Source organism: Brachybacterium sp. AOP25-B2-12 (genome assembly GCF_052378625.1).
Classification (GTDB): Bacteria; Actinomycetota; Actinomycetes; order Actinomycetales; family Dermabacteraceae; genus Brachybacterium.
On record NZ_JBQSXW010000023.1, the window covers coordinates 1 to 19,519 of the forward strand.

Sequence of the window (19,519 nt, forward strand, 5' to 3'; positions counted from 1 at the left end):
AGGCTCTGGTGGGCATGCGGGATCGCCAGCCGAGATCTCTCGCTCATCGATGCACAGGACCGCGGCCACGGACCCGTGACGGGCCTCGCGACCGCGATGACGAATGACCGATCAGAGGCCGGCTGCCACAGCCTGGTCCTCCTTCGCCGGCGCCCCATCGGTGAGCACGCGTCCCAATCCGCCCCGTCCCACCAGGACGACCAGAGCCGACAACGACAGGGCCACACACACGACGGTGACGATGCCCAGCGGAAGCACGGCGGTCGCGCCCGCGAGTCCGACCAGGGGTGCCGCGAGGTCACCGAGGCCGAAGCGCAGGAAGCCGAGCACGGACGAGGCGGTGCCGGCCAGTTCCGGGTAGCCGGCCAGCGCCAGGGATGCCGACGGCGGTGCGGCGAAGGCGACCCCCGATGCGAGGACGAAGAGCGAGACGAGCACGACCACCAGCGGTGCACCCGCCAGCCCCGTGTACAGCAGGCCGAGGGACCCCGCGCCGGTCATCCCGACACCGATGGCCAGGGTGCCGCGCTCGGACCAGCGGTCCGCGGTGCGCCCCGCGATCCAGCCGAAGATCATGTACCCGGCGGAGTTCGCGCCGAACGCGAGGAAGTACCCCTGGGGGGAGAGCCCGTAGCCGTCCTGGAGGATGTAGGTGGCTCCGGACAGGTAGGCGAACAGCACCGCGTGCGTGAGTCCGCAGATCAGCACGGCGCCGACGAACAGTGTGTCGGACAGGAGCTTCCGGAAGTCGCGGAACGACTGGCGCATGCCACCGGTGGTGCGCCGCTGCGCGGGGAGCGTCTCGCGGTAGATCGCGAGGGTGGCGATCATGATGAGAGCGCCCAGGACGGCGAGGAACAGGAAGATCACCCGCCAGTCGGTGAACCGGGCGAGCTGTCCGCGGGCCCGCTGATCTTCTGGCTGATCTACAAGGACAAGGACCAGCTGGTCCGCAATGCGGCCGCCGGCTCCTTCAACTTCGCGGTCACCCTCACGATCGTCTCCTGGGTCGCCGGGATCCTGCAGTTCACCGTGATCCTCGCCCCGCTCGGCTGGCTGCTGTGGATCATCGTCTTCGTGGGCGGGCTCGTGCTCGGGATCATCGCGGCGCTCGCGGCATCCCGCTACGAGCTCTACACGTACCCGCTGACGATCCCGATCCTCACGTGACCGAGCACGCCCCGGTGGCGGCATGACCCGATCGGTGGTCCTGGTCCACGCCGTGCGCAGCTCGCGCACCATGTGGAACGGCCAGATCAAGCGCCTGCGCGCCAAGGGCTTCGAGGTGGTGGTCCCGAACCTTCCCGGCCACGGTGATCGCATGGACCTGCCGTTCACGCGGGACGGCTCCCTCGCGACGATCGACGCGGCCGTCCGCTCGTGCGAGGAGCCGCCGGTGCTCGTCGGGCTCTCGCTCGGTGGGTATCTCACCATCCACTACGCGGCGACGCATCCCGGGAGCATCGCCGCGCTCGTCGCCGCCGACTGCACGGTCGTGCCCGGACCCGCCCTGGCCCGTGCGTACGGGCTGTGGCTGACGATGAAGGACGTCGTCCCCGGTGACGCCGACGCCCGCGTCGCGCGCGCGTTCGCGCGAGCGCACGGGGAGAAGGCCTCCCGGCGCTACTACGGCGGCGGACGCGCCCGACGGGTGGTCCCGGGCGTCGTGCGCACCGTCGGGGCCTTCGACATGATGGCCGATCTCCGCGCGATCGACGTGCCCGTCACCTTCGTCAACGGCGAGTCCGACCCGTTCCGCCGTCACGAGCGACGCTGCCTCGACGCGGTGCGGGACGGGCGCCTGCGGATCCTCGAGGACGCTGGCCACATCGCCAACCTCAACCGTCCCAAGCGGTTCACCCGCTGCATCCGCGACGCGGCGGCCGGGGCACGGCGACCGGTCGAGCTCGCGGGCATCGGCGGCCGCATCGGCTAACCGCGGCCGGGCACGCGCCCCGTCGCGATGAGCTGGGCCAGCTCGTCCTGGAAGCGGAGGCCGTCGGCGTTGCGGTGGGGGAGCATCGCGATGTCGCGCTGGCCGCGCACGTGGACCCGGATCCGCTGGAACGAGCGCCCGCCGTAGGAGGAGCCGAGGACGGCATCCGGAGGGACCTGACGCGAGATCCTGTGGCGTCGGACGACCCCGCCGACCTGCACCTTCATGCATCGGTGGATCGTGACCACCAGCAGGTGCGGGAAGTCCGATCCGACCCCCGGCAGCACCAGGAGCACCTCCTCGTCCGGCGCCAGGACCTTCGTCGGGATCACGTCGCGCAGCGCGAACGAGGCGAACAGCTCGTTGCGGTTCAGCGCCGAGGCGTAGCTGTGTGCGGCGAGGGTCGAGGACATGCCACGAATCTACGGGTGCGGCGCGGGACATGGGGAGTGCTCCCCATATCCCCGAGGCCCGCGACCCCGCTACGGTTCCTGTATCGCAGTGATGGACCGGACGAGATGGGGAGGCATGCCATGGGGGGATTCCTGGGCGCCGACACGCAGGCCCTGCGTGCGCACGCCGATCGGATGCAGGACAGAGCCGCACGCCTCCTGGAGCTGCGGGACGCCCTGCACTCCCGCGTGCTGGACACCTCGATCTGGCAGGGACCGGACGCGGATGCCTTCCGGTCGAGCTGGTCGTCCTCGGTCGCGGCGCCCCTGGCCGGCCGGCACGACGACCTGTCGACCCGGGCGGCACTGCTCGACCGGGAGGCGGACGAGCAGGACGCGGTCTCGGAGACGGACGGATCCACCCAGGGCGGGGGCGAGGGATCGCACGGCGACCCGTCGACGGGCAATCCCCTGCTCGACGTCCTGAAGGGCATCGCCAAGGCGCAAGGGCTGTACAAGAAGATCGACAGCATCCTCGAGTTCGCGCGGCGCATCCCGTCGGCGCTCGACGAGTACGCGCAGCTCGCGGCGCGCGGACTCCAAGGGCTGTGGAGGAAGACCTACCTCGACGAGCTCCTCGGCGACGGGAAGAACTGGCAGAAGATCGGCGAGAAGGTCCTCGGCAAGCTCGGCCTCCCCAGCTCCCTCGGAAAGCTCGACGGGCTGGGCCTGCTCAACAAGCTCGACGACGTGGCGCCGTTCCTCAAGACCGGGGGTCGGGTCCTGGGCAAGCTGCTGCCGGGCGTCGACATCGTCACCGGCGGGATCCAGGCGTTCACCGCCGACAACGACTACGACCGCTGGTCGGGCGGTCTCAGCGCCGCCGGCGGCGCGCTGCTGCTGGCGGCCCCCTTCACCGGTCCTGCCGCGCCGGTCGTCGCCGCCATCGGCGCCGGGCTCGGGGCGGTGTCGATCGGGATGGACCTGGGCAAGATGGTGTGGGAGAACCGCGAGCAGATCGGCCAGTTCCTCGGCGACGCGGCGACGAACGTCGGCAACGTCGTCACGGATGTGAGCGCGGGCATCGGCAATGCGGTCGAGGACCTCGGCACGGGAGTCAGCGACATCGCCGCGAACGTGAGCGCCGGCATCGGCAACCTCGGCAAGGCCTTCGGATTCTGATCCGCGCCGTCCGCACCCCTGCTCTTCCTAGGATGGTCCCATGAGCACCCCCGCACCGACCGAACGTGATGCCGCCGCGGCCTTCGAGCTGCTCGCCGGCGCCGAGGAGTCGCCCCCGGTCCTCGCCGTCCTCACCGACGAGGAGCTGCTGGCCATCGACGGGATCGAGCAGCCCCAGGTCGCGGACACCCCCTTCACCGACCGGGACGACGTCGACGCGGCCGCCTACGCCTCGGCGGCGTTCCGCTCCCTGATCGCCCGGGGCCTCGTCGTCATCGCGGACGACGCGCAGGAGACCGAGGGAGAGCTCCTGACCGGGGGTACCGAACGCCGTGCCCTGCAGCTGGACCGCACCCTGGCGGGCATCACCGCCCTGCGCCGCGGCCCGCTCGGGGTGCTCTCGGCCCACCGTCAGGTGGCGGATCAGCTCACGGAGCTGCTGGTGTACGTCTTCCCCGCGGGCGGGATCCTCGAGGAGCTCGTGACCGTTGACGGGTTCCACCACTTCAGCCTCCCGGTGCGTTCCGCGGTCCCCGAGCGGCTCGCCGTCTACCTCGACCCGCAGGGCGTCGCGGACCAGGACGCCACGGTCTTCTCCGGCACGCTCGAGGACCTCCAGCAGGACGCGGGGATCGTGACGCGCCTCGACGACGCCCGCGCGATCACCGTGCTCGCCGGGACCGGCGCCGGCGGACGCTTCCAGCACACCGTGTTCACCGCGTCCTCGGCCGTCTACGACCTCGACACCGGGGGAGGGGAGCCGGCCCGCGACGTCGAGCTGGTCTCGCTCTCACCGGTCGGGCTGCGGGACCTCCTCGCGGCGCTCGTCCCCGAGCCCGTCACCTCCGCCTGACGCACCGAGCGCCCCGGCGACGCCCGGGGCGCGCCGTCTCGTACGCTGGTGGCCATGGTGTCTCCCGTGCTCCGCGTCGGCTTCGTCCCCGGGGTCGAACCCGACCACTTCGCGCGGCGGTGGCGCGCCGGCGAGCGCGGGGCGCGCCTCGAGCTGGTGCCCGTGGCCCTGTCCCGCCAGGAGGCGGCGCTGGCCGCGGGGGAGGTCGACATGTGCTTCCAGCGCGAGGCCCCCGCCCGCGAGGACCTGCACCGGATCCCGCTGTGGGAGGAGCGCCCCGCGATCGTCGTCGGCACCGAGAACGCGCTGAGCCTGCTCGAGGAGATCGCCGACGCGGACCTCGTCGACGAGACCGAGATCCTGCAGGAGGGCCCGGACGACGCCGTCGATCGCGTCGCGGTCGTCGCCAGCGGCATCGGCTACGCCCGCATGCCGCTGTCCCTCGCGCGCCTGCACCACCGTCGCGACGCCGTGCACCGCCCCGCCACGGACGGCACGCCCACCACGATCTCCCTCGTGTGGCCCCGGGAGTCCGACGATGACCTGCGCCAGGAGTTCGTGGGTGTCGTCCGGGGCCGGACGGTACGCTCGTCGCGCTGAGACCCCGGCCTGCGAGAGGCCGGGGGACCTCGATCGCGCGCCGGGCGCGCAGAACGGAAGGACCCGCATGACCGAGACACACCCGCCGCAGATGAACGTCGAGAGCTTCAACCTCGACCACCGCACGGTCGCCGCCCCCTACATCCGCATCGCGGACCGCAAGGTCCTGCCCGCCGGGGACGTCCTGACCAAGTTCGACATCCGCTTCACCCAGCCCAACGTCGGCCACCTCGACTCCGAGGCCGTGCACTCCCTCGAGCACCTGATGGCCGAGCACATGCGCGACCACACCGACGCCGTCATCGACATCTCGCCCATGGGCTGTCGCACGGGCTTCTACGCGCTCCTCGTGGGCGAGCACACCCCGGAGTCCTTCACGCCGCTGCTGGCCGAGACCCTCGAGGACATCCTCGAGGCCACCGAGGTCCCCGCGGCCAACGAGATCCAGTGCGGCTGGGGCGCCCACCACTCGCTCACCGGCGCCCAGGAGGCGGCCCGCACGTACCTCGCGGCGCGGGAGGAGTGGCTGCAGGTCGACGCCTGAGCCCGCTCAGGCCTCGGTCAGGCCCTCGCGCACGGCGCGCAGGAGGCGCTCGGTGCGCGGATCCTCCGCGATCGCGTCGACCGTGACCACCCGACCCTCGGCATCGGCCAGGGGCACCCGCCAGTTGGGGTACTCCTCGTCGGTGCCGGGCTGGTTCTGGATCCGGCGCTCGCCCACGCAGTCCACCAGGGAGACGCCGATCAGCAGCGACGGCGTGTGCGCGAGGTGGCGGTGCAGGGCGATGATCGTGTCCTCGACCTCGGACTCGCCCCGGTGCTCGGGCAGCAGGCGCTCGGCACGCAGTGCATCGAGCACGCGCTGGCGCGCCGCCTCGTCCGTGGCCAGCTCCTCCTCCAACGGCCGCTCCAGCAGCCCCAGGCGGTTGCGCAGCTCGACGTGATCGCCCGCGAGATACCCGGCGGTCGGCGGCAGGTCGTGGGTGTTGACGCTGGCCAGGCAGAGACGGCGGTACGCCGACGGCGGGAGCGGACGTCCCTCGGCATCGTTCTCGAACCACAGGATCGACGTGCCCAGGATCCCGCGGTCCGCCAGGTAGTCCCGTACCCATGGCTCGAAGGTCCCCAGGTCCTCGCCGATCACGAGGGTGCCCGAGCGCTGCGCCTCCAGCGCCAGGATCCCGATCATCGCCTCGTGGTCGTAGAACACGTACGCGCCCTCGGAGGCGCGGTTGCCCTGCGGGATCCACCACAGGCGGAACAGGCCCAGCACGTGGTCGATGCGCAGGGCGCCGGCGTGGCGCATGAGAGAGCGCAGCATGTCGCGCCACGGGCGGTAGCCGGCCTCGGCCAGGGCATCGGGCCGCCACGGGGGCTGCCCCCAGTCCTGGCCCTGCTGGTTGTACTGGTCGGCCGGGGCGCCGACGGCCATGCCGTGCGCGAGCACGTGCGCCAGGCGCCACGCATCGGCGCCCTGCTGGGTGACGCCCACGGCCAGGTCGTGCATGAGGCCGATCCGCATCCCCGCGTCGTGGGCCGCGGCCTGCGCCGCGGTGAGCTGCTGGTCGAGCTGCCACTGCACCCAGGCGTGCAGGTCGATGCGGCCCGACAGCTCGAGACGCACCTCCTCGAGCTCGGGTGCCGAGGAGTCCTCGAGCACGCGGCGCTGCGCGGGGGTCAGCGTCCCCGCCCGCTCGCGCTCGGCGAGGGCGCACCACAGCGCGAAGTCCTCCAGGCCCGGTCCCTCGGAGGCACGGTAGGCCTCGAAGAGGGCCTGACGACCCGCGGAGCGGGGCTGGGCGAACAGCTCCTCGATCGCCACGAGCTTGGCGGCGAGCACGTCGTCGCGGTCCAGCGCATCGGCGCGGTCGTTCCACGGCGCCACCCCGGCGCGCTCCAGGGCGATCCGCTGGCGTGCATGGTCGGGGGCCGTGGCGTACTCGGCCACGTCCTCGATGCGCAGGTAGAGGGCGCTGGGGAAGCGGCGGGTCACCGGGAGGTACGGGGAGGGCTCCACCGGCGGCACCGGCTCCGAGGCGTGCAGGGGGTTGACCAGGAGGAAGTCGGCGCCGTGGCGGCGGCCGAGGATCGCCGAGAGGTCGCGGGCGTCGGCCAGGTCCCCGATGCCCCAGGACCGATCCGAGCGCACCGAGTACAGCTGGGCCTGGATGCCGATGGCGCGCCGGTCTCCCAGCTTCTCCTGGACCGTGACCCGATGCGGGGTGACCACGAGGTCGCACGCCGCGGTGTCCTCGCCGGAGCGTGCCCGCAGCCGGTGCCATCCCAGCGGCAGTCCGCCGGGGATCGTGAAGGTCGCCTGCCCCCGCAGCCGGCCGTCGATCTCCCGCGCGGGGGTGTCATCGCGGCCCTGGGCGAGCGCATGGGTCGAGCCGTCCTCGAGCACGGCCTCGACGACCAGCGCCGCCCCCTCGTCGACGTGCACCGCGACGGTGCTCTCGCAGTCCTCGCGGACGACGACCACCGGCGGGAGCATCCGGGACCAGAGCGCGGTCTCGCGGGCGGAGCGGATGCGCTCGGCGTCGTGCTCGTCGGTGATCTCGTGGCCGAGCGCCCGCAGGACCGCGGCGAGCGTGTCGTCGGCGACCGCGTGGTGCGCGCCGTCCCAGCCCTGGTAGTCGGTGCCGACGCCGAGCTCGCGGGCGAGATCCCGCAGGGCGGAGGAGTGCTGATCCATGGTCACATCGTATCGGCGCGTCCGCGCCCTCGGGCCCCGCATCCGGACCCGGGCCGCGGGCAGGGCCCCGCTGTCCGCACAGCGGCCCGATCAGGGCCAGCTGGGCAGCCACATCCTCCAGTGCCACTGGGACAGCGGGATCACCTCACCGGTCCAGATCGGCCAGAAGAACGCGCTGACCAGCACGATGAAGGTGAGCAGGGATCCGGTGAACAGCGCCCCCGCGAGGCGTCGGTCGGGGTCGGCGTGCCGGGAGCCGAGCACCAGGCCGAACACGTAGGCCAGGCACATGACGAGCCACGGCTCGTAGACGACCGAGTAGAAGGTGAAGATCGTGCGGTCGGTGTACATCAGCCACGGCAGGTAGCCGCCGACGATGCCCGCGAGCGCCGCGAGGGCGCGGCCGTCCCGCCAGCCGATGGCCAGGACGATGCAGACGACCACGGCGATCGCCCCGAGCCACCAGATGATCGGGTTGCCCACGGAGTTGACCTGGGCGGCGCACTTGGCGACCCGACAGCCCATCTCTCCGTACTCGTACTCGCGGTAGTAGAAGTTCGTGGGGCGCAGCTGCAGCAGCCAGCCCCAGGGATTGGCCTGATAGGTGTGCGGGGTGTTCAGGTGGACGTGGAACTCGTATGCCTCGGCGTGGTAGTGCCACAGGGACCGCAGCGCGTTGAGGATCGGGTTGCCGTCGGGATGCCCGTTCTTCTCGGCCCAGTCCCGGAAGTAGCCCTTCGAGGTCGCGAACCAGCCCGACCAGGAGGCCAGGTAGGTCACGAACGCGCCGCCGACCATGACGAAGAACGCGGGGATCGCGTCGCGGAACAGACCGTTCTCGAGCCAGCGGCGCTCACCCACCCGGCGTCGGGCCCACCAGTCCCACAGGACCGTCAGGATTCCGAGGACCGCGAGCATGTACAGCCCGGACCACTTGACCCCGCAGGACAGGCCCAGCAGGACGCCGGCGGCGATCCGCCAGGGCCGGGGCCCGCCGCGGATCCCGAGGCTCGAGAGGGTGGCGCCGGTGGCCCGGGCGCTCGCGGTCGCGTCCGCGAGGCGGCGACGGAAGGCGTCGCGGTCCAGCAGCAGGCAGCCGAAGGCGGCGAGGCAGAAGAACGACAGCACCATGTCCAGCAGACCCGTGCGGGACATGACGATGTGCAGGCCGTCCACCGCCAGCAGCAGGCCCGCGATCGTGCCCACCGCGGTCGAGCGGAACAGGCGGCGTGCGATCCGCGCGACCATCAGCACGCTGAGCGCTCCGAGCAGGGCCACCGAGATCCGCCAGCCCCACGGGTTGTCGGCCCCGAACAGGGCCTCACCGGCGCCGATCACCCATTTGCCCACCGGCGGGTGGACGACGTACTCGCCCTGCTGGAGGTAGCTGTCGACGTGTCCGGCCTCCCAGGCGGGATTAGGCTCGTCGGGCCAGGCCATCTCCGTGCCGTTCTTCCAGAGCGTGTACCCGTCCTTGACGTAGTACGTCTCGTCGAAGACGAGGGTCCGGATCGAGCCGAGGCCCCACAGGCGCAGCAGGAGCGCCAGGGCGAACACGCCGAGCGCCCAGTACCACGAGGAGACGCGGTCGGTCAGCGGATGCACGCTCAGTCGACGCCGGAGGGAGGCGGTCAGGGTCGCGCGGTCCTCGAGCTCGGGTGTCGAGGGCGCGCCGGCGCCCTCGGGGGTCGAGCCCTCGGCGTCGGGGCCCGAGGCCTCGTCCGTGGTCCCCACCTGTCCGTTCACGGTGGTCATGCTAGGTCATGGGGCCGTGGCGGCCCGGACCGGCGCGCGGTGCGGACGGTCGCCGCCGATCGCCGGGATGTCCCGGGCAAAGTCCCCGCCACGGGATCGTCAGGGTTCATCCCCGGAGGCTCGTGCGCCCTGGACACCGCAGAACCCGCGTTCGTAGCGTCGGGACCATGATGTCCGAAACATCCCCTTCCCGTCCTCGTCCCCACGCCGTGCATCGGACGTCGACGCGCGCCGCGGCAGGTTCCCTGCTGCTGGCCGTGCTGTGCCTGGGCGCCTGTGCGCCTGCTCCCTCGGACCCCGCGCCCTCCCCGCCACCGGAGACCTCCCCGAGCAGGGCGACGGCACCACCGGAGGAGTCGCTGGACGGCGACGATCCCACGACGGCCACCGAGCAGCCGCCGGCACCGTCCCCGTCCGCGGCGCCGGTGCCGCTGACGGCCGAGCCCGCGCAGGACCCCTCGACCGCGGGCTCGACGACACCGGGCACCTCGTCCCGCAATGCGGCCTCGGGCCCGCGCTCCACGGCCGAGGCCGGCGCCGCGACCGCCCCGGCGTCGGCGGGATCCTCGGGCTCGGCGGCCCCCGCCGGACCGGCCGGCGGCACCGACGAGGCGGGCCAGGGGACCGGCGCGGACGCCACCTCGGTGACAGCCGCCCCCGAGAGCCCCCTGTTCGACTCCTCGCTGACCGCGGAGGAGCGCGGCGCCGCGCTCGCGAACCTGTCCGAGGACGAGGTGATCGCCCAGCTCGGCGGGGAGCCCACCGTCGCGGGCGACGACGCCGACCGTGCCGCCGTGCGGACCTCGGTCGTGACGCTGGCCGAGCTCTCGCCCACCCACGCCCTCGAGATGCGCTCGATCATCGGGTGGGAGACCGAGATCCGGATCGACCACGCCTCGACCGGCGGCGGGGCCTACAGCGGCAACGTCATCTGGATCCCGCCGATCGACGACCCGCACGAGCCCTCCGGGATCCTCGCCCACGAGGCGGGCCACGCCGTGTTCGACCAGGGCGGCTACGACGACCGCATCCAGGCCGAGCTGGAGCGGCGTGGACTGGACGACGGCTCCCGCTACGGGAACATCAGCGGCATCATGAACGAGGCCTTCGCCGGGTCCTTCGGGAACCGGGTCGAGCTGCACCAGCACGGGCGCGAGAAGGGGAACCCGGACTACCTGAGGAACCTCCCGTACGCCGCCGACGTCGAGGGCATGGTCACGAACTCCGACAACGCGTACCACGGCTACGTCGGCCCCGGGACCGAGGCGGAGCTCGGCCAGATCCGTGAGATCGCCGCGACCGAGGTGCTGCCGGCGCTGCGCGCCGACTACGGCCTCGCCGAGGATCCGGACCTGGGTCAGGGCATCTGATCGCGGGGGCGGGTCGCGAGCAGGGCGACCACGCCCACGAGCAGCACCATCCCGATCCAGCCCGGTGAGCTCAGGCGCTCGTGGACGATCACGACCGCGAGCAGGGTGGCCACCGCGGGCTCGAGCAGCGTGATCGTCGTCGCGGTGCCCGCGTCCACGCTCGCCAGGCCGATCCCGAACAGCAGGTACCCCAGGAACATCGGCACCAGCGCCATGTACGCGGCGACCGCGAAGGCCTGCGGGGTCGCCACGAACGGAGCACCCGTGAGCGCGAGCACGGGCATGAGGGCGAGACCGCCCAGGCCGAACACCGCCCCATGGCGGCCCGTCGGGGGATCCCGGCCTCCATGAGTCCGTGGGCGATCCGCGAGTACAGCGCGTAGGAGAACCCCGCGACGAGGCCCACCGCGATCCCTGCCACCGTCGATCCGGTCCCCGCCGGATCGGTGCCCAGCTCCGCCGCGCAGAGCAGGGCGCTGCCGAGGATCCCGAGGGCGGCGGCGAGCAGCCACACGCGCCCCAGCGGCCTGCGGTCCACGAGGCGACGCAGCACGCCGGAGGCCAGCGGCGCCGAGGCGAGCGAGACGACGGAGCCGATCGCGACGCCCGCCAGGTGCATCGAGCTGTAGAAGGCGAGGGGATACACGGCCACGGCCGCGGCCCCCATGGCCAGAGGAGCACCGTGGGCTCGCAGAGCCGGCCGTGCCGTGCGCAGCGGGCGCACGGCGATCGCCGCCTGGAGGAGCCCGCCGATCCCGAGCGCGGCGGCGCCGATCGCCAACGGCCCCGCCTCCGGGGCGAACGTCGCGGCCGTGCCCGTCGTGCCCCAGAGCACGGCGGTCAGCGTGATCGCGAGGATCCCCGCCCAGTGGCGCGCTGCCGACGGCTCGGCCGTCCGACGGCGGGCCGGCCACGGGTCGGGCTCGGCGGGGGAGTCGGGCAGGGTCCCGGGCACGCACGCTCCTGACGTCGAGGATCGGCTCATGGTAGCCAGCGGCCACCCGCGTCCGGCGTCCGGCCCGCGCCGCGGGACGGACGGGCCGACCCTACGATGGACCGATGCCCACGACACCGGATGCCGAGCCCGCCGCACGCCCCGGGGTGCTCACCCTCGCGGCCACCCCGATCGGCAATCCCGCGGACGCGTCGTACCGTCTGGTCCGTGCGCTCCTGGACGCGGATCTCGTGGCCGCCGAGGACACGCGGCGCCTCGCACGGCTGTGCCGCGACCTCGACGTCGAGCTGACCGCCTCCGTCGTCGCCTACCACGAGCACAACGAGGGGGAGCGGACCGCATGGCTGCTCGACGCGCTGCGCGAGGGGCACTCGGTGGTGCTCGTGACCGACGCCGGCATGCCGGTGGTCTCCGACCCGGGATACCGCGCGGTGCGCGCGGCGATCGACGCGGATCTGCCCGTGACCATCGTCCCCGGACCCTCCGCGGTGCTCACGGCGCTCGCGGCATCCGGGCTGCCCACGGACCGCTTCGCTTTCGAGGGCTTCGCGCCGCGGGGCGAGGGGCGGCGGGCCGGCGTGTTCGCGGCGCTCGCCGGCGAGGAGCGCACGCTGATCTTCTTCGAGTCCCCGCGCCGCACGGCCGTGACCCTGGCGGCGATGGCGGCGGGCTTCGGGGCCGATCGCCCCGCCGCCGTCGCCCGGGAGCTGACCAAGACCCACGAGGAGGTCCGGCGCGGCACCCTCGGCGAGCTCGCCGCCTGGGCGCAGGACCGCGAGGTCCTCGGGGAGATCGTCCTGGTGGTGGGCGGCTCCCGCACCGTGCGGGCACGCGCGGAGGATCTCGTGGGGCAGGTCGTGGCGCGCACGACGGCGGGCGAGCGCATGAAGGACGCCGCCAAGGCCGTCGCCGCCGCGCACGAGGGCGTCTCCTCCCGGGAGCTCTACGAGCTCGCCCTGCGCCACGACGGCACCTGAGGCCCGCACGGTCCTCGGGGTGGCGACGTCCGGGAGTCCCCGATCCCCGGACGGACGATCGGGCCACGACGCACGAGAGCCCCCGACCAGGAGGTCGGGGGCTCTCGACGGCGTGGGCCGCGGCGGACGCGGCGCCGGATCAGTCCTCGATCTGGATCAGACCGCGCTGGTACGCCTTGGCGAGCCGACGCGGGACCTCGGCCGACCGACCGCGCACGGTGACCGTCACCAGGTCGGCCGGGGTGGCCTTCCACTGGGCGCGGCGCGAACGGGTGCGGGAGCGGGACATCTTGAACTTGGGCACTGCCATGGGGACGCTCCTAGGGGACTGTCCGGTGAGGACGACGAATCTTCGGGTGGCGCCCGGTCCCGGCAGCGGCCCCGGCCCGACCCGGAGGGCCGTGCGGAGGCGCGCGGAACGACGCGCAACGAGGAACCATTGAACCACAGGGCCCGTGCCGGGCACCCCGCCCGGGCCCGTGACCTCCGACACCGCACCCCGTGCACCGGTGGGTGGGGAGGTCTCGTGGAGTTCCCGCACGGTGCCCGGCCCCGTGTCCGGGACAGTCCCAGGTTCCTCCTACGATGGTCCCATGTCGGGCGCCGAGACCACACCTGAACTGACCCCGGGGTCCCGCCCCGAGGGGTCCTCGGCGACCGTCGCGGAGCCGATCCACGCGCGCGCCGCGGTGGACGGGGACCGTCCGCGCCGCGACCGGTCGTGGCCCCCGGTCCCCGCGGCGCTGCCGCTGCCGGTCATCGACAACCACTGCCACCTCGACTTCGCCGACGGCGACCGGGCGCTGTCGGTCGACGAGCAGCTCGCCCGGGCCGCCGAGGCCGGGATCGACGGGCTCATCACCATCGGCTCGGACCGAGCGGCCGCGCTGTGGACCGCGGACCTCCTGGCGCACGACGACCGCCTGCGCGGCGGCGTGGCCGTCCACCCCAACGAGGCGGCCCTGCTCGCCCGCGGCCACGACCACGACGGGCAGCCGATGATCCCGCTGGACGAGGCGATCTCCGAGATCACCGAGCTCGTGCGCGGCCCCGGCATGATCGTGGTGGGGGAGACGGGACTGGACTGGTTCCGCACCTCCCGGGACGACGAGCAGGCACGCACCGCACAGCTCGACGCCTTCCGGGCGCACATCGCCCTGGCCAAGGAGACCGGCCTGCCGATGCAGATCCACGACCGCGACGCCCACCGGGATGTCCTGGACGTGCTGGACGCCGACGGCGCCCCCGAGCGCACCGTCCTGCACTGCTTCTCCGGGGACGCCGAGTTCGCGCGGGCGTGCCTGGACCGCGGCTTCTACCTCTCCTTCGCGGGCAACGTGACGTTCAAGAACGCCCAGAACCTGCGGGCGGCGCTCACCGAGGCCGGCCTGGAGCATGTGCTCGTCGAGACCGACGCCCCGTTCCTGACGCCCGTGCCCCACCGGGGACGCCCCAACTCCTCGTACCTGATCCCGCTCACGATGGCGCAGATCGCCGCGTCCACGGGCTCGAGCCTCGAGGAGGCCTGCCGGCGGGTCCGCGCGACCACCCTCGAGGTCTACGGATGGCCCACCGCATGACCGACACCCTGCTCACGCCGCGCGACATCCGTGACCTCGCCGCCCGCGGCGGCGTGCACCCCAGCAAGCAGCGCGGCCAGAACTTCCTCATGGACCCCAACACGGTGCGCGCGATCGTCCAGCGTGCCGGCGTCCGGGAGGGGGAGACCGTGCTCGAGGTGGGCCCTGGGCTCGGCTCCCTGACCCTGGGCCTGCTCGAGGCCGGGGCGTCCGTGGTCGCCGTCGAGCTCGACCGCGGCCTGGTGCAGCTGCTCCCGCAGACCCTCGCCGAGCGCGGCATCGACGCGGACCGCATCGCGCTGATGCACGCCGATGCGCTCACCGTCACCGAGCTGCCGATCCCCGCAGGCGGTGCGGCCCCCGTGCGGCTCGTCGCGAACCTGCCCTACAACGTGGCCACACCCATCCTGCTGACCATGCTCGAACGGTTCACGCAGCTCCGCGACGCGCTCGTGATGGTCCAGTCCGAGGTGGTGGACCGCCTCGTCGCGGGCCCCGGCTCGCGTACCTACGGCTCCCCGAGCGTCAAGGTCGCCTGGTACGGCTCCGCCGAGCGCTCCGGGACCATCTCGCGCCAGGTGTTCTGGCCCGTGCCCAACGTCGACTCCGCGCTCGTGCAGGTGGTGCGGCGGGACGTGCCGCTGGGGGACGAGACCGACCGCCGCGAGACCTTCGCCGTCGTCGACGCCGCCTTCGCCCAGCGCCGCAAGACCCTGCGCGCCGCCCTCGCCGGCTGGGCCGGGAGCGCCGCCCGCGCCGGGGACCTGCTCGCGGCGGCGGGCATCGATCCCTCGCGCCGCGGAGAGACCCTCGAAGTCGAGGACTTCCTCGCGATCGTCCGTGCGGCCCGCGAGGTGTCCCCATGACCGCCCTGCCGGTGGACGGCCCCCCGACGCCCCTGTCCCGCGTTGTCGTCCGCGCCCCGGGCAAGATCAACCTGTCGCTCGCCGTGGGCGGTGTCGACGGACGCGGGTACCACCAGCTCGCGACGGTGTTCCATGCCGTCGGGCTCTACGAGACCGTCACCGTGCAGCCCTCGGACGTGCTCACCCTCTCGGTGACCTCCCACGTGGTCGGGGACGTCCCCCTGGACGACTCCAACCTCGCCCTGCGCGCCGCGAAGCTGCTGCAGGAGCGCCACGGCGTGACCGCGGGTGCCGCGATCCACGTGGACAAGGAGGTCCCCGTCGCCGGCGGCATGGGCGGAGGGTCCGCGGACGCCGCGGCGACCCTCATCGCCCTGAGCCGGCTCTGGGGTCTGCGCCTGGCACCGGACGAGCTGCGGCGCCTCGGCGCGGACCTCGGAGCGGACGTCCCCTTCGCGATGCTGGGCCACACGGCGCTGGGCCGCGGCAAGGGCGACGACCTCTCCAGCGTGCTCACCAGCGGGGACTGGACGTGGGTGCTGGCCTCACCGGGCGGGCACCTCTCGACACCCGCGGTCTACGGACGCTTCGACGAGCTCATGCTCGAGATCGGCCGGGAGGTCCCGCGGATCCCCGAGCCCGACGCGATCCAGCTGCAGGCCCTGCGCAGCGGCGACGTGCACCTGCTGGGCCAGACGCTGCACAACGACCTGCAGGCCGCGGCCTTCTCCCTGCACGAGCATCTCGAGGACCTCGTGACCCTCGCCGAGACCTCCGGGGCCTGTGGCGCCGTCGTCTCGGGATCGGGCCCGACCATCGCGGTCCTCGCCCGCGACCGCGACCACGCCCACGAGCTCGCCGGGATCCTCTCCGGCTCCGGGCGGGTGGGTCTGTGCCTGGTCACCGAGGGATCGGTGCCGGGGGCCAAGGTCGTGGTCGAGGGCTGAGCGCCCTCCGCCGTGGTGCGTCCTGCGTGGCCGTGCGTCCTGTGGCCGGTCATCCTGCGATCTCCGACAGCTCCAGCCACCGCTCCTCGAGCCGGTCCACCTCGGCCTGGACCTCGTGCAGCTCGGTGTTCATGGCCGCGAGGCCCTCGAAGTCGCTCGGGTCGTGATCGGCCATGCGGGCATGGATCCTCGCGGTGCGCTCGGAGAGCTTGGCGAGCTTGCGCTCGGTGGCGTTGAGCTCCTTGCGGGCGGCGTGGTCCTCGGCGGCCGTCAGGCCCGAGGCTCCGGCCGGATGCGCGGTGTCCGTCGCCTCGGCGGCGGGTCCGTTGGCGGCGCGCCGCTCGTGCGCGGCGGAGAGCCGCAGGTACTCCTCGATGCCGCCGGGGAGGTGGCGCACGTGCCCGTCGAGCACCGCGTACTGCAGATCGGTGACGCGTTCGAGCAGGTAGCGGTCGTGGGAGACCACCACCAGCGGGCCGGGCCAGGTGTCCAGGAGGTCCTCCATGGCCGCGAGCATGTCGGTGTCCATGTCGTTGGTGGGCTCGTCGAGCACCAGCACGTTGGGCTCCTCGAGGAGCGTCAGCAGCAGGTCCAGCCGGCGCTGCTGCCCGCCGGAGAGCCGGCGGATCTGCACCTTCTGATGCGCGGTGGAGAACCCGAGCCGTTCGAGCAGCTGCCCGGGGGTGACCTCGTCCTTGCCCGCACGGAAGGTGGTGCGGTAGCGCCCGATGACGTCGGAGACCTTCTCGTCCATGATCTCGGCGAGCCCGGTGAGGCGCTGGGACACCTGGCGCACCGTGACCGTCTTGCCGCGGCGCACCCGACCTGCCATGGGTGCCAGGTCCCCGGTCACCAGGGCCAGCAGCGTCGACTTGCCGGCGCCGTTGGGGCCCAGCACGCCGATCCGGTCCGCCGGGCCGATGCTCAGGGTCACGTCGGTCAGCACGGGGCGTCCGTCGTACCCGGCGGTCACGTCGTCGATGTCGATGATGTCGCGGCCCAGGCGGCTCGTGGCCAGCTGGCTGAGCGCCACCGTGTCCCGCACGGGCGGCTCCCCGGAGATCAGCTCGTTGGCGGCGTCGATCCGGAACTTGGGCTTGGACGTGCGGGCGGGCGCTCCGCGGCGCAGCCACGCGAGCTCCTTGCGCATCAGGTTCTGGCGCCGTGCCTCGGTGGCCGCGGCCTGCCGGTCGCGTTCGACGCGCTGGAGCACGTACGCGGCGTACCCGCCGTCGAACGGCTCGACGATCCCGTCGTGGACCTCCCACATGCGGGTGCACACCGCATCGAGGAACCAGCGGTCGTGCGTCACGACGACGAGCCCGCCTGCGCGGGAGCTCCAGCGGCGGCCCAGGTGCTCGGCGAGCCACGAGATGCCCTCGACGTCGAGGTGGTTGGTGGGCTCGTCCAGCAGCAGGATGTCGTCGTCGCCCACCAGCAGCTCGGCGAGGTGCACGCGCCGGACCTGGCCGCCCGAGAGCTCGGAGAGGTCCGTCCCGAGCGGGATGCCGCCGAGCAGCCCGGAGAGCACGTCGCGGATCCGCGGGTCCGACGCCCATTCGTGCTCGGGCCGATCGCCGACGACGCGCTCGCGGACCGTGGTGCCCGGCGTGGCGTCGTCCTGCTGGTCGAGGACGCCCACCCGGACGCCGCCACGCACGGTGACACGGCCGGAGTCGGCCTCGCGCTGCTGGGCCAGCAGGCGCAGGAGGGTCGACTTGCCGTCGCCGTTGCGGCCGACGACGCCGATCCGGTCGCCCTCGTCGATCCCGAGGGTGACGTCCTGGAGCAGGACGCGCTCGGGGAGGGAGACGTGGAGGTTCTGGGCTCCGAGGAGATGGGCCATGGGGGAGGTGGTGCCTTTCTGAGCCGGGAGCGACGGCCCGACGGTGTCGGGGGCGCCCTCCCGGATCGGGTCGGACGTCCCGACTCAGTCCTTGGGGGACACGTCGGATTCGAAGGGGTGCAGGAGCTCGCGGAGGGAGGCGGCGAGCACGCCGCGGTCCCGCGGGGACAGCGGCGCCAGCAGGCGCTCCTCTGCGGCGAGCAGACGCTCCATCGCCGCGTCGACGTGCTCGATGCCCGCCGGCCGCAGGGCGATCCGCACGGCACGCCGGTCCCGCTCGTCACGGGTGCGGGTCACCAGGCCCCGGGCCACGAGCTTGTCGATCCGGGTGGTCATCGTCCCGCTGGTCACGAGCGTCTGGTGCATGAGGGCGCCGGCCGAGACCGGCTCGTCGCCCGCACGGCGCAGCGCCGAGAGGACGTCGAACTCCCAGCCCTCGATGTCCGAGGAGGCGAAGGCCTCGCGGCGGGCGGTCTCGAGGTGGCGTGCCAGGCGCGAGACCCGGGACAGCACCGCCAGCGGCGCGGTGTCCAGGTCGGCGCGGGCGTCCGCCCAGCCCGCGAGGATGCGGTCGACCTCGTCGGGGCCGGGAGCGGGTGCGGACATGGGGAGAGTCTAGGGGCGCGGCCGTCACCGGAGGCTGCCGGGGCGTCCCACGTCACCGGGCCCGCGGCCCGTTCAGCGCCGGCGCAGGACGGGCTCGCGCTCGAGCGCGCCCAGGCCGAACCACGAGAGGTTCACCATCTTCGCCGCGACGACCTCCTTGGAGGGCGTGCGGGTCTCCAGCCACCACTGCCCCGTGTAGGCGACCATGCCCACCAGCATCTGCGCGTACAGCGCGGCGTCCTTGGCGGCGAAGCGCCGCATCCGCAGCTGGACGGCGAGGATCGACTCGACCTTCGCGGCGACGTCCCCCAGCAGCGAGGAGTACGTGCCGGTCGCATGCGTCGAGGGGGAGTCCCGCACGAGGATCCGGAAGCCGTCCTCGTGGGTGTCGATGTACGTGAGGAAGGCGAGCGCCGCACGCTCCATGAGCACCCGCGGATGCTGGCGGGCATCGGCCAGGGCCGCCTCGAGACTGCCCAGCAGCGCCTGCGTCTCCCGGTCGACGACGACGGCGTACAGCCCCTCCTTGCCCCCGAAGTGCTCGTACACGATGGGTTTGGAGACCTTGGCGCGGGCGGCGATCTCCTCGACGCTCGTGGCGTCGTACCCCTTCTCCGCGAACAGGGCGCGGCCGATGGTCACGAGCTGCTCACGTCGCTCCCGACCCGTCATCCGCGCTCCGCGCGGGCGCGGGGTGCCCCTGTCCGCCATGGATGGCAGTCTGGCACAGCGCTCCGGGTGGCACCGGTCGCCTGCGACGCCCCGGCGAGGACGCGCCCGCAGGTCCCGGGGGTGTTCGGGACGGACGGCTCCTCGGCCGGGACGCCCCGGACGGTAGGATCCCCGATGCGCCCGCGAGCGACGATCCGCCATGGTGTAATCGGCAACACCTCAGATTTTGGTTCTGAAGTTTCAGGTTCGAGCCCTGATGGCGGAACGCCCTCCGGACACCCGGATCC

Annotated in this window: 20 protein-coding genes, 1 tRNA gene and 1 pseudogene; 12 read left to right on the top strand and 10 right to left on the bottom strand. The window is 73.1% G+C overall.

What is annotated here, in order from left to right; translation table 11 throughout:
• Positions 1-111: 111 nt before the first annotated feature.
• Positions 112-870, bottom strand: coding sequence for an MFS transporter (locus ACT3TZ_RS13490; protein WP_444583949.1), 759 nt, complete (start codon positions 868-870; stop codon positions 112-114).
• On the opposite strand from ACT3TZ_RS13490, the gene ACT3TZ_RS13495 reads away from it, so the two are divergent.
• Both ACT3TZ_RS13495 and ACT3TZ_RS13500 read left to right on the top strand, forming a co-directional pair.
• The gene (locus ACT3TZ_RS13495) at positions 787-1,170 is read left to right on the top strand and encodes a DUF4870 domain-containing protein (RefSeq protein WP_444583984.1); all 384 of its coding nucleotides are present in this window, start codon (positions 787-789) and stop codon (positions 1,168-1,170) included. The two genes, ACT3TZ_RS13490 and ACT3TZ_RS13495, sit on opposite strands and share 84 nt — an antisense overlap.
• Positions 1,171-1,192: 22 nt before the next feature.
• Positions 1,193-1,936: an alpha/beta fold hydrolase gene (locus tag ACT3TZ_RS13500; RefSeq protein ID WP_444583950.1), complete on the top strand. Its 744-nt coding sequence runs from the start codon at positions 1,193-1,195 to the stop codon at positions 1,934-1,936.
• Here the strand turns inward: ACT3TZ_RS13500 and ACT3TZ_RS13505 are convergent.
• Entirely contained in the window at positions 1,933-2,349 is a 417-nt protein-coding gene (locus ACT3TZ_RS13505) for a hypothetical protein (RefSeq protein ID WP_444583951.1), read from the bottom strand. The genes ACT3TZ_RS13500 and ACT3TZ_RS13505 overlap by 4 nt on opposite strands.
• 120 nt (positions 2,350-2,469) lie before the next feature.
• On the opposite strand from ACT3TZ_RS13505, the gene ACT3TZ_RS13510 reads away from it, so the two are divergent.
• The 4 genes from ACT3TZ_RS13510 (at position 2,470) to ACT3TZ_RS13525 (ending at position 5,507) form a co-directional block, all read left to right on the top strand.
• Positions 2,470-3,510 (top strand): WXG100 family type VII secretion target, encoded by a 1,041-nt coding sequence (locus ACT3TZ_RS13510; protein ID WP_444583952.1) that lies wholly within the window; start codon positions 2,470-2,472, stop codon positions 3,508-3,510.
• 40 nt (positions 3,511-3,550) lie between these two features.
• Positions 3,551-4,363 carry a hypothetical protein gene (locus ACT3TZ_RS13515; protein ID WP_444583953.1) on the top strand — a complete coding sequence of 271 codons (813 nt, stop codon included), beginning with the start codon at positions 3,551-3,553 and terminating at the stop codon, positions 4,361-4,363.
• Between the two features lie 54 nt (positions 4,364-4,417).
• The gene (locus tag ACT3TZ_RS13520; protein ID WP_444583954.1) at positions 4,418-4,963 is read left to right on the top strand and encodes a LysR substrate-binding domain-containing protein; all 546 of its coding nucleotides are present in this window, start codon (positions 4,418-4,420) and stop codon (positions 4,961-4,963) included.
• Positions 4,964-5,030: 67 nt separating this feature from the next.
• On the top strand, positions 5,031-5,507 hold the full coding sequence (locus tag ACT3TZ_RS13525) for an S-ribosylhomocysteine lyase (protein ID WP_444583955.1): 477 nt from the start codon (positions 5,031-5,033) through the stop codon (positions 5,505-5,507).
• A 6-nt stretch (positions 5,508-5,513) separates the two neighbouring features.
• On the opposite strand, the gene malQ is transcribed toward ACT3TZ_RS13525, so the two are convergent.
• Both malQ and ACT3TZ_RS13535 read right to left on the bottom strand, forming a co-directional pair.
• Positions 5,514-7,658, bottom strand: coding sequence for a 4-alpha-glucanotransferase (malQ, locus tag ACT3TZ_RS13530; RefSeq protein WP_444583956.1), 2,145 nt, complete (start codon positions 7,656-7,658; stop codon positions 5,514-5,516).
• A 90-nt stretch (positions 7,659-7,748) separates the two neighbouring features.
• Positions 7,749-9,413, bottom strand: coding sequence for a dolichyl-phosphate-mannose--protein mannosyltransferase (locus tag ACT3TZ_RS13535; RefSeq protein ID WP_444583957.1), 1,665 nt, complete (start codon positions 9,411-9,413; stop codon positions 7,749-7,751).
• A 167-nt stretch (positions 9,414-9,580) separates the two neighbouring features.
• On the opposite strand from ACT3TZ_RS13535, the gene ACT3TZ_RS13540 reads away from it, so the two are divergent.
• On the top strand, positions 9,581-10,783 hold the full coding sequence (locus ACT3TZ_RS13540) for a hypothetical protein (protein ID WP_444583958.1): 1,203 nt from the start codon (positions 9,581-9,583) through the stop codon (positions 10,781-10,783).
• Here the strand turns inward: ACT3TZ_RS13540 and ACT3TZ_RS13545 are convergent.
• Both ACT3TZ_RS13545 and ACT3TZ_RS13550 read right to left on the bottom strand, forming a co-directional pair.
• A complete protein-coding gene (locus ACT3TZ_RS13545) occupies positions 10,771-11,094 on the bottom strand; it encodes an EamA family transporter (protein WP_444583959.1) in 324 nt (107 codons plus the stop codon). The two genes, ACT3TZ_RS13540 and ACT3TZ_RS13545, sit on opposite strands and share 13 nt — an antisense overlap.
• Positions 11,095-11,309: 215 nt before the next feature.
• A pseudogene (locus tag ACT3TZ_RS13550) lies at positions 11,310-11,768 on the bottom strand (hypothetical protein); the annotation flags it as partial.
• Between the two features lie 74 nt (positions 11,769-11,842).
• Here ACT3TZ_RS13550 and rsmI point away from each other — a divergent pair.
• Positions 11,843-12,715 (top strand): 16S rRNA (cytidine(1402)-2'-O)-methyltransferase, encoded by an 873-nt coding sequence (gene rsmI, locus ACT3TZ_RS13555; protein ID WP_444583960.1) that lies wholly within the window; start codon positions 11,843-11,845, stop codon positions 12,713-12,715.
• A 139-nt stretch (positions 12,716-12,854) separates the two neighbouring features.
• Here rsmI and rpmF read toward each other — a convergent pair whose 3' ends face one another.
• Positions 12,855-13,025 (bottom strand): 50S ribosomal protein L32, encoded by a 171-nt coding sequence (rpmF, locus tag ACT3TZ_RS13560; RefSeq protein WP_444583961.1) that lies wholly within the window; start codon positions 13,023-13,025, stop codon positions 12,855-12,857.
• A gap of 283 nt (positions 13,026-13,308) precedes the next feature.
• Between rpmF and ACT3TZ_RS13565 the strand changes: the two genes are divergently transcribed.
• The 3 genes from ACT3TZ_RS13565 to ACT3TZ_RS13575 are packed head-to-tail and all read left to right on the top strand — an operon-like array spanning position 13,309 to position 16,108.
• Positions 13,309-14,295 (top strand): TatD family hydrolase, encoded by a 987-nt coding sequence (locus ACT3TZ_RS13565; RefSeq protein WP_444583962.1) that lies wholly within the window; start codon positions 13,309-13,311, stop codon positions 14,293-14,295.
• Positions 14,292-15,161 (top strand): 16S rRNA (adenine(1518)-N(6)/adenine(1519)-N(6))-dimethyltransferase RsmA, encoded by an 870-nt coding sequence (gene rsmA / locus ACT3TZ_RS13570; protein ID WP_444583963.1) that lies wholly within the window; start codon positions 14,292-14,294, stop codon positions 15,159-15,161. Before ACT3TZ_RS13565 ends, rsmA begins: the two co-directional genes overlap by 4 nt.
• Positions 15,158-16,108 carry a 4-(cytidine 5'-diphospho)-2-C-methyl-D-erythritol kinase gene (locus ACT3TZ_RS13575; protein ID WP_444583964.1) on the top strand — a complete coding sequence of 317 codons (951 nt, stop codon included), beginning with the start codon at positions 15,158-15,160 and terminating at the stop codon, positions 16,106-16,108. The genes rsmA and ACT3TZ_RS13575 overlap by 4 nt, the downstream gene beginning before the upstream one ends.
• Before the next feature lie 49 nt (positions 16,109-16,157).
• Here ACT3TZ_RS13575 and ACT3TZ_RS13580 read toward each other — a convergent pair whose 3' ends face one another.
• From ACT3TZ_RS13580 to ACT3TZ_RS13590, 3 genes are all read right to left on the bottom strand, one after another.
• On the bottom strand, positions 16,158-17,954 hold the full coding sequence (locus tag ACT3TZ_RS13580; protein ID WP_444583965.1) for an ABC-F family ATP-binding cassette domain-containing protein: 1,797 nt from the start codon (positions 17,952-17,954) through the stop codon (positions 16,158-16,160).
• Between the two features lie 84 nt (positions 17,955-18,038).
• Positions 18,039-18,560, bottom strand: coding sequence for a MarR family winged helix-turn-helix transcriptional regulator (locus tag ACT3TZ_RS13585; RefSeq protein WP_444583966.1), 522 nt, complete (start codon positions 18,558-18,560; stop codon positions 18,039-18,041).
• Positions 18,561-18,632: 72 nt separating this feature from the next.
• Positions 18,633-19,271: a TetR/AcrR family transcriptional regulator gene (locus ACT3TZ_RS13590; protein WP_444583967.1), complete on the bottom strand. Its 639-nt coding sequence runs from the start codon at positions 19,269-19,271 to the stop codon at positions 18,633-18,635.
• Between the two features lie 154 nt (positions 19,272-19,425).
• On the opposite strand from ACT3TZ_RS13590, the gene ACT3TZ_RS13595 reads away from it, so the two are divergent.
• Positions 19,426-19,497: transfer RNA gene (locus tag ACT3TZ_RS13595), tRNA-Gln, on the top strand.
• The last annotated feature ends 22 nt before the right edge of the window (positions 19,498-19,519 follow it).

Bases quoted from the DNA above. Each gene is read 5' to 3' on its own strand.
- ACT3TZ_RS13500 (WP_444583950.1), top strand. From the start codon at position 1,193: ATGACCCGATCGGTGGTCCTGGTCCACGCCGTGCGCAGCTCGCGCACC.
- ACT3TZ_RS13505 (WP_444583951.1), bottom strand. From the start codon at position 2,349: ATGTCCTCGACCCTCGCCGCACACAGCTACGCCTCGGCGCTGAACCGC.
- ACT3TZ_RS13510 (WP_444583952.1), top strand. From the start codon at position 2,470: ATGGGGGGATTCCTGGGCGCCGACACGCAGGCCCTGCGTGCGCACGCC.
- ACT3TZ_RS13515 (WP_444583953.1), top strand. From the start codon at position 3,551: ATGAGCACCCCCGCACCGACCGAACGTGATGCCGCCGCGGCCTTCGAG.
- ACT3TZ_RS13520 (WP_444583954.1), top strand. From the start codon at position 4,418: ATGGTGTCTCCCGTGCTCCGCGTCGGCTTCGTCCCCGGGGTCGAACCC.
- ACT3TZ_RS13525 (WP_444583955.1), top strand. From the start codon at position 5,031: ATGACCGAGACACACCCGCCGCAGATGAACGTCGAGAGCTTCAACCTC.
- malQ (WP_444583956.1), bottom strand. From the start codon at position 7,658: ATGGATCAGCACTCCTCCGCCCTGCGGGATCTCGCCCGCGAGCTCGGC.
- ACT3TZ_RS13535 (WP_444583957.1), bottom strand. From the start codon at position 9,413: ATGACCACCGTGAACGGACAGGTGGGGACCACGGACGAGGCCTCGGGC.
- ACT3TZ_RS13540 (WP_444583958.1), top strand. From the start codon at position 9,581: ATGATGTCCGAAACATCCCCTTCCCGTCCTCGTCCCCACGCCGTGCAT.
- rsmI (WP_444583960.1), top strand. From the start codon at position 11,843: ATGCCCACGACACCGGATGCCGAGCCCGCCGCACGCCCCGGGGTGCTC.
- rpmF (WP_444583961.1), bottom strand. From the start codon at position 13,025: ATGGCAGTGCCCAAGTTCAAGATGTCCCGCTCCCGCACCCGTTCGCGC.
- ACT3TZ_RS13565 (WP_444583962.1), top strand. From the start codon at position 13,309: ATGTCGGGCGCCGAGACCACACCTGAACTGACCCCGGGGTCCCGCCCC.
- rsmA (WP_444583963.1), top strand. From the start codon at position 14,292: ATGACCGACACCCTGCTCACGCCGCGCGACATCCGTGACCTCGCCGCC.
- ACT3TZ_RS13575 (WP_444583964.1), top strand. From the start codon at position 15,158: ATGACCGCCCTGCCGGTGGACGGCCCCCCGACGCCCCTGTCCCGCGTT.
- ACT3TZ_RS13580 (WP_444583965.1), bottom strand. From the start codon at position 17,954: ATGGCCCATCTCCTCGGAGCCCAGAACCTCCACGTCTCCCTCCCCGAG.
- ACT3TZ_RS13585 (WP_444583966.1), bottom strand. From the start codon at position 18,560: ATGTCCGCACCCGCTCCCGGCCCCGACGAGGTCGACCGCATCCTCGCG.
- ACT3TZ_RS13590 (WP_444583967.1), bottom strand. From the start codon at position 19,271: ATGGCGGACAGGGGCACCCCGCGCCCGCGCGGAGCGCGGATGACGGGT.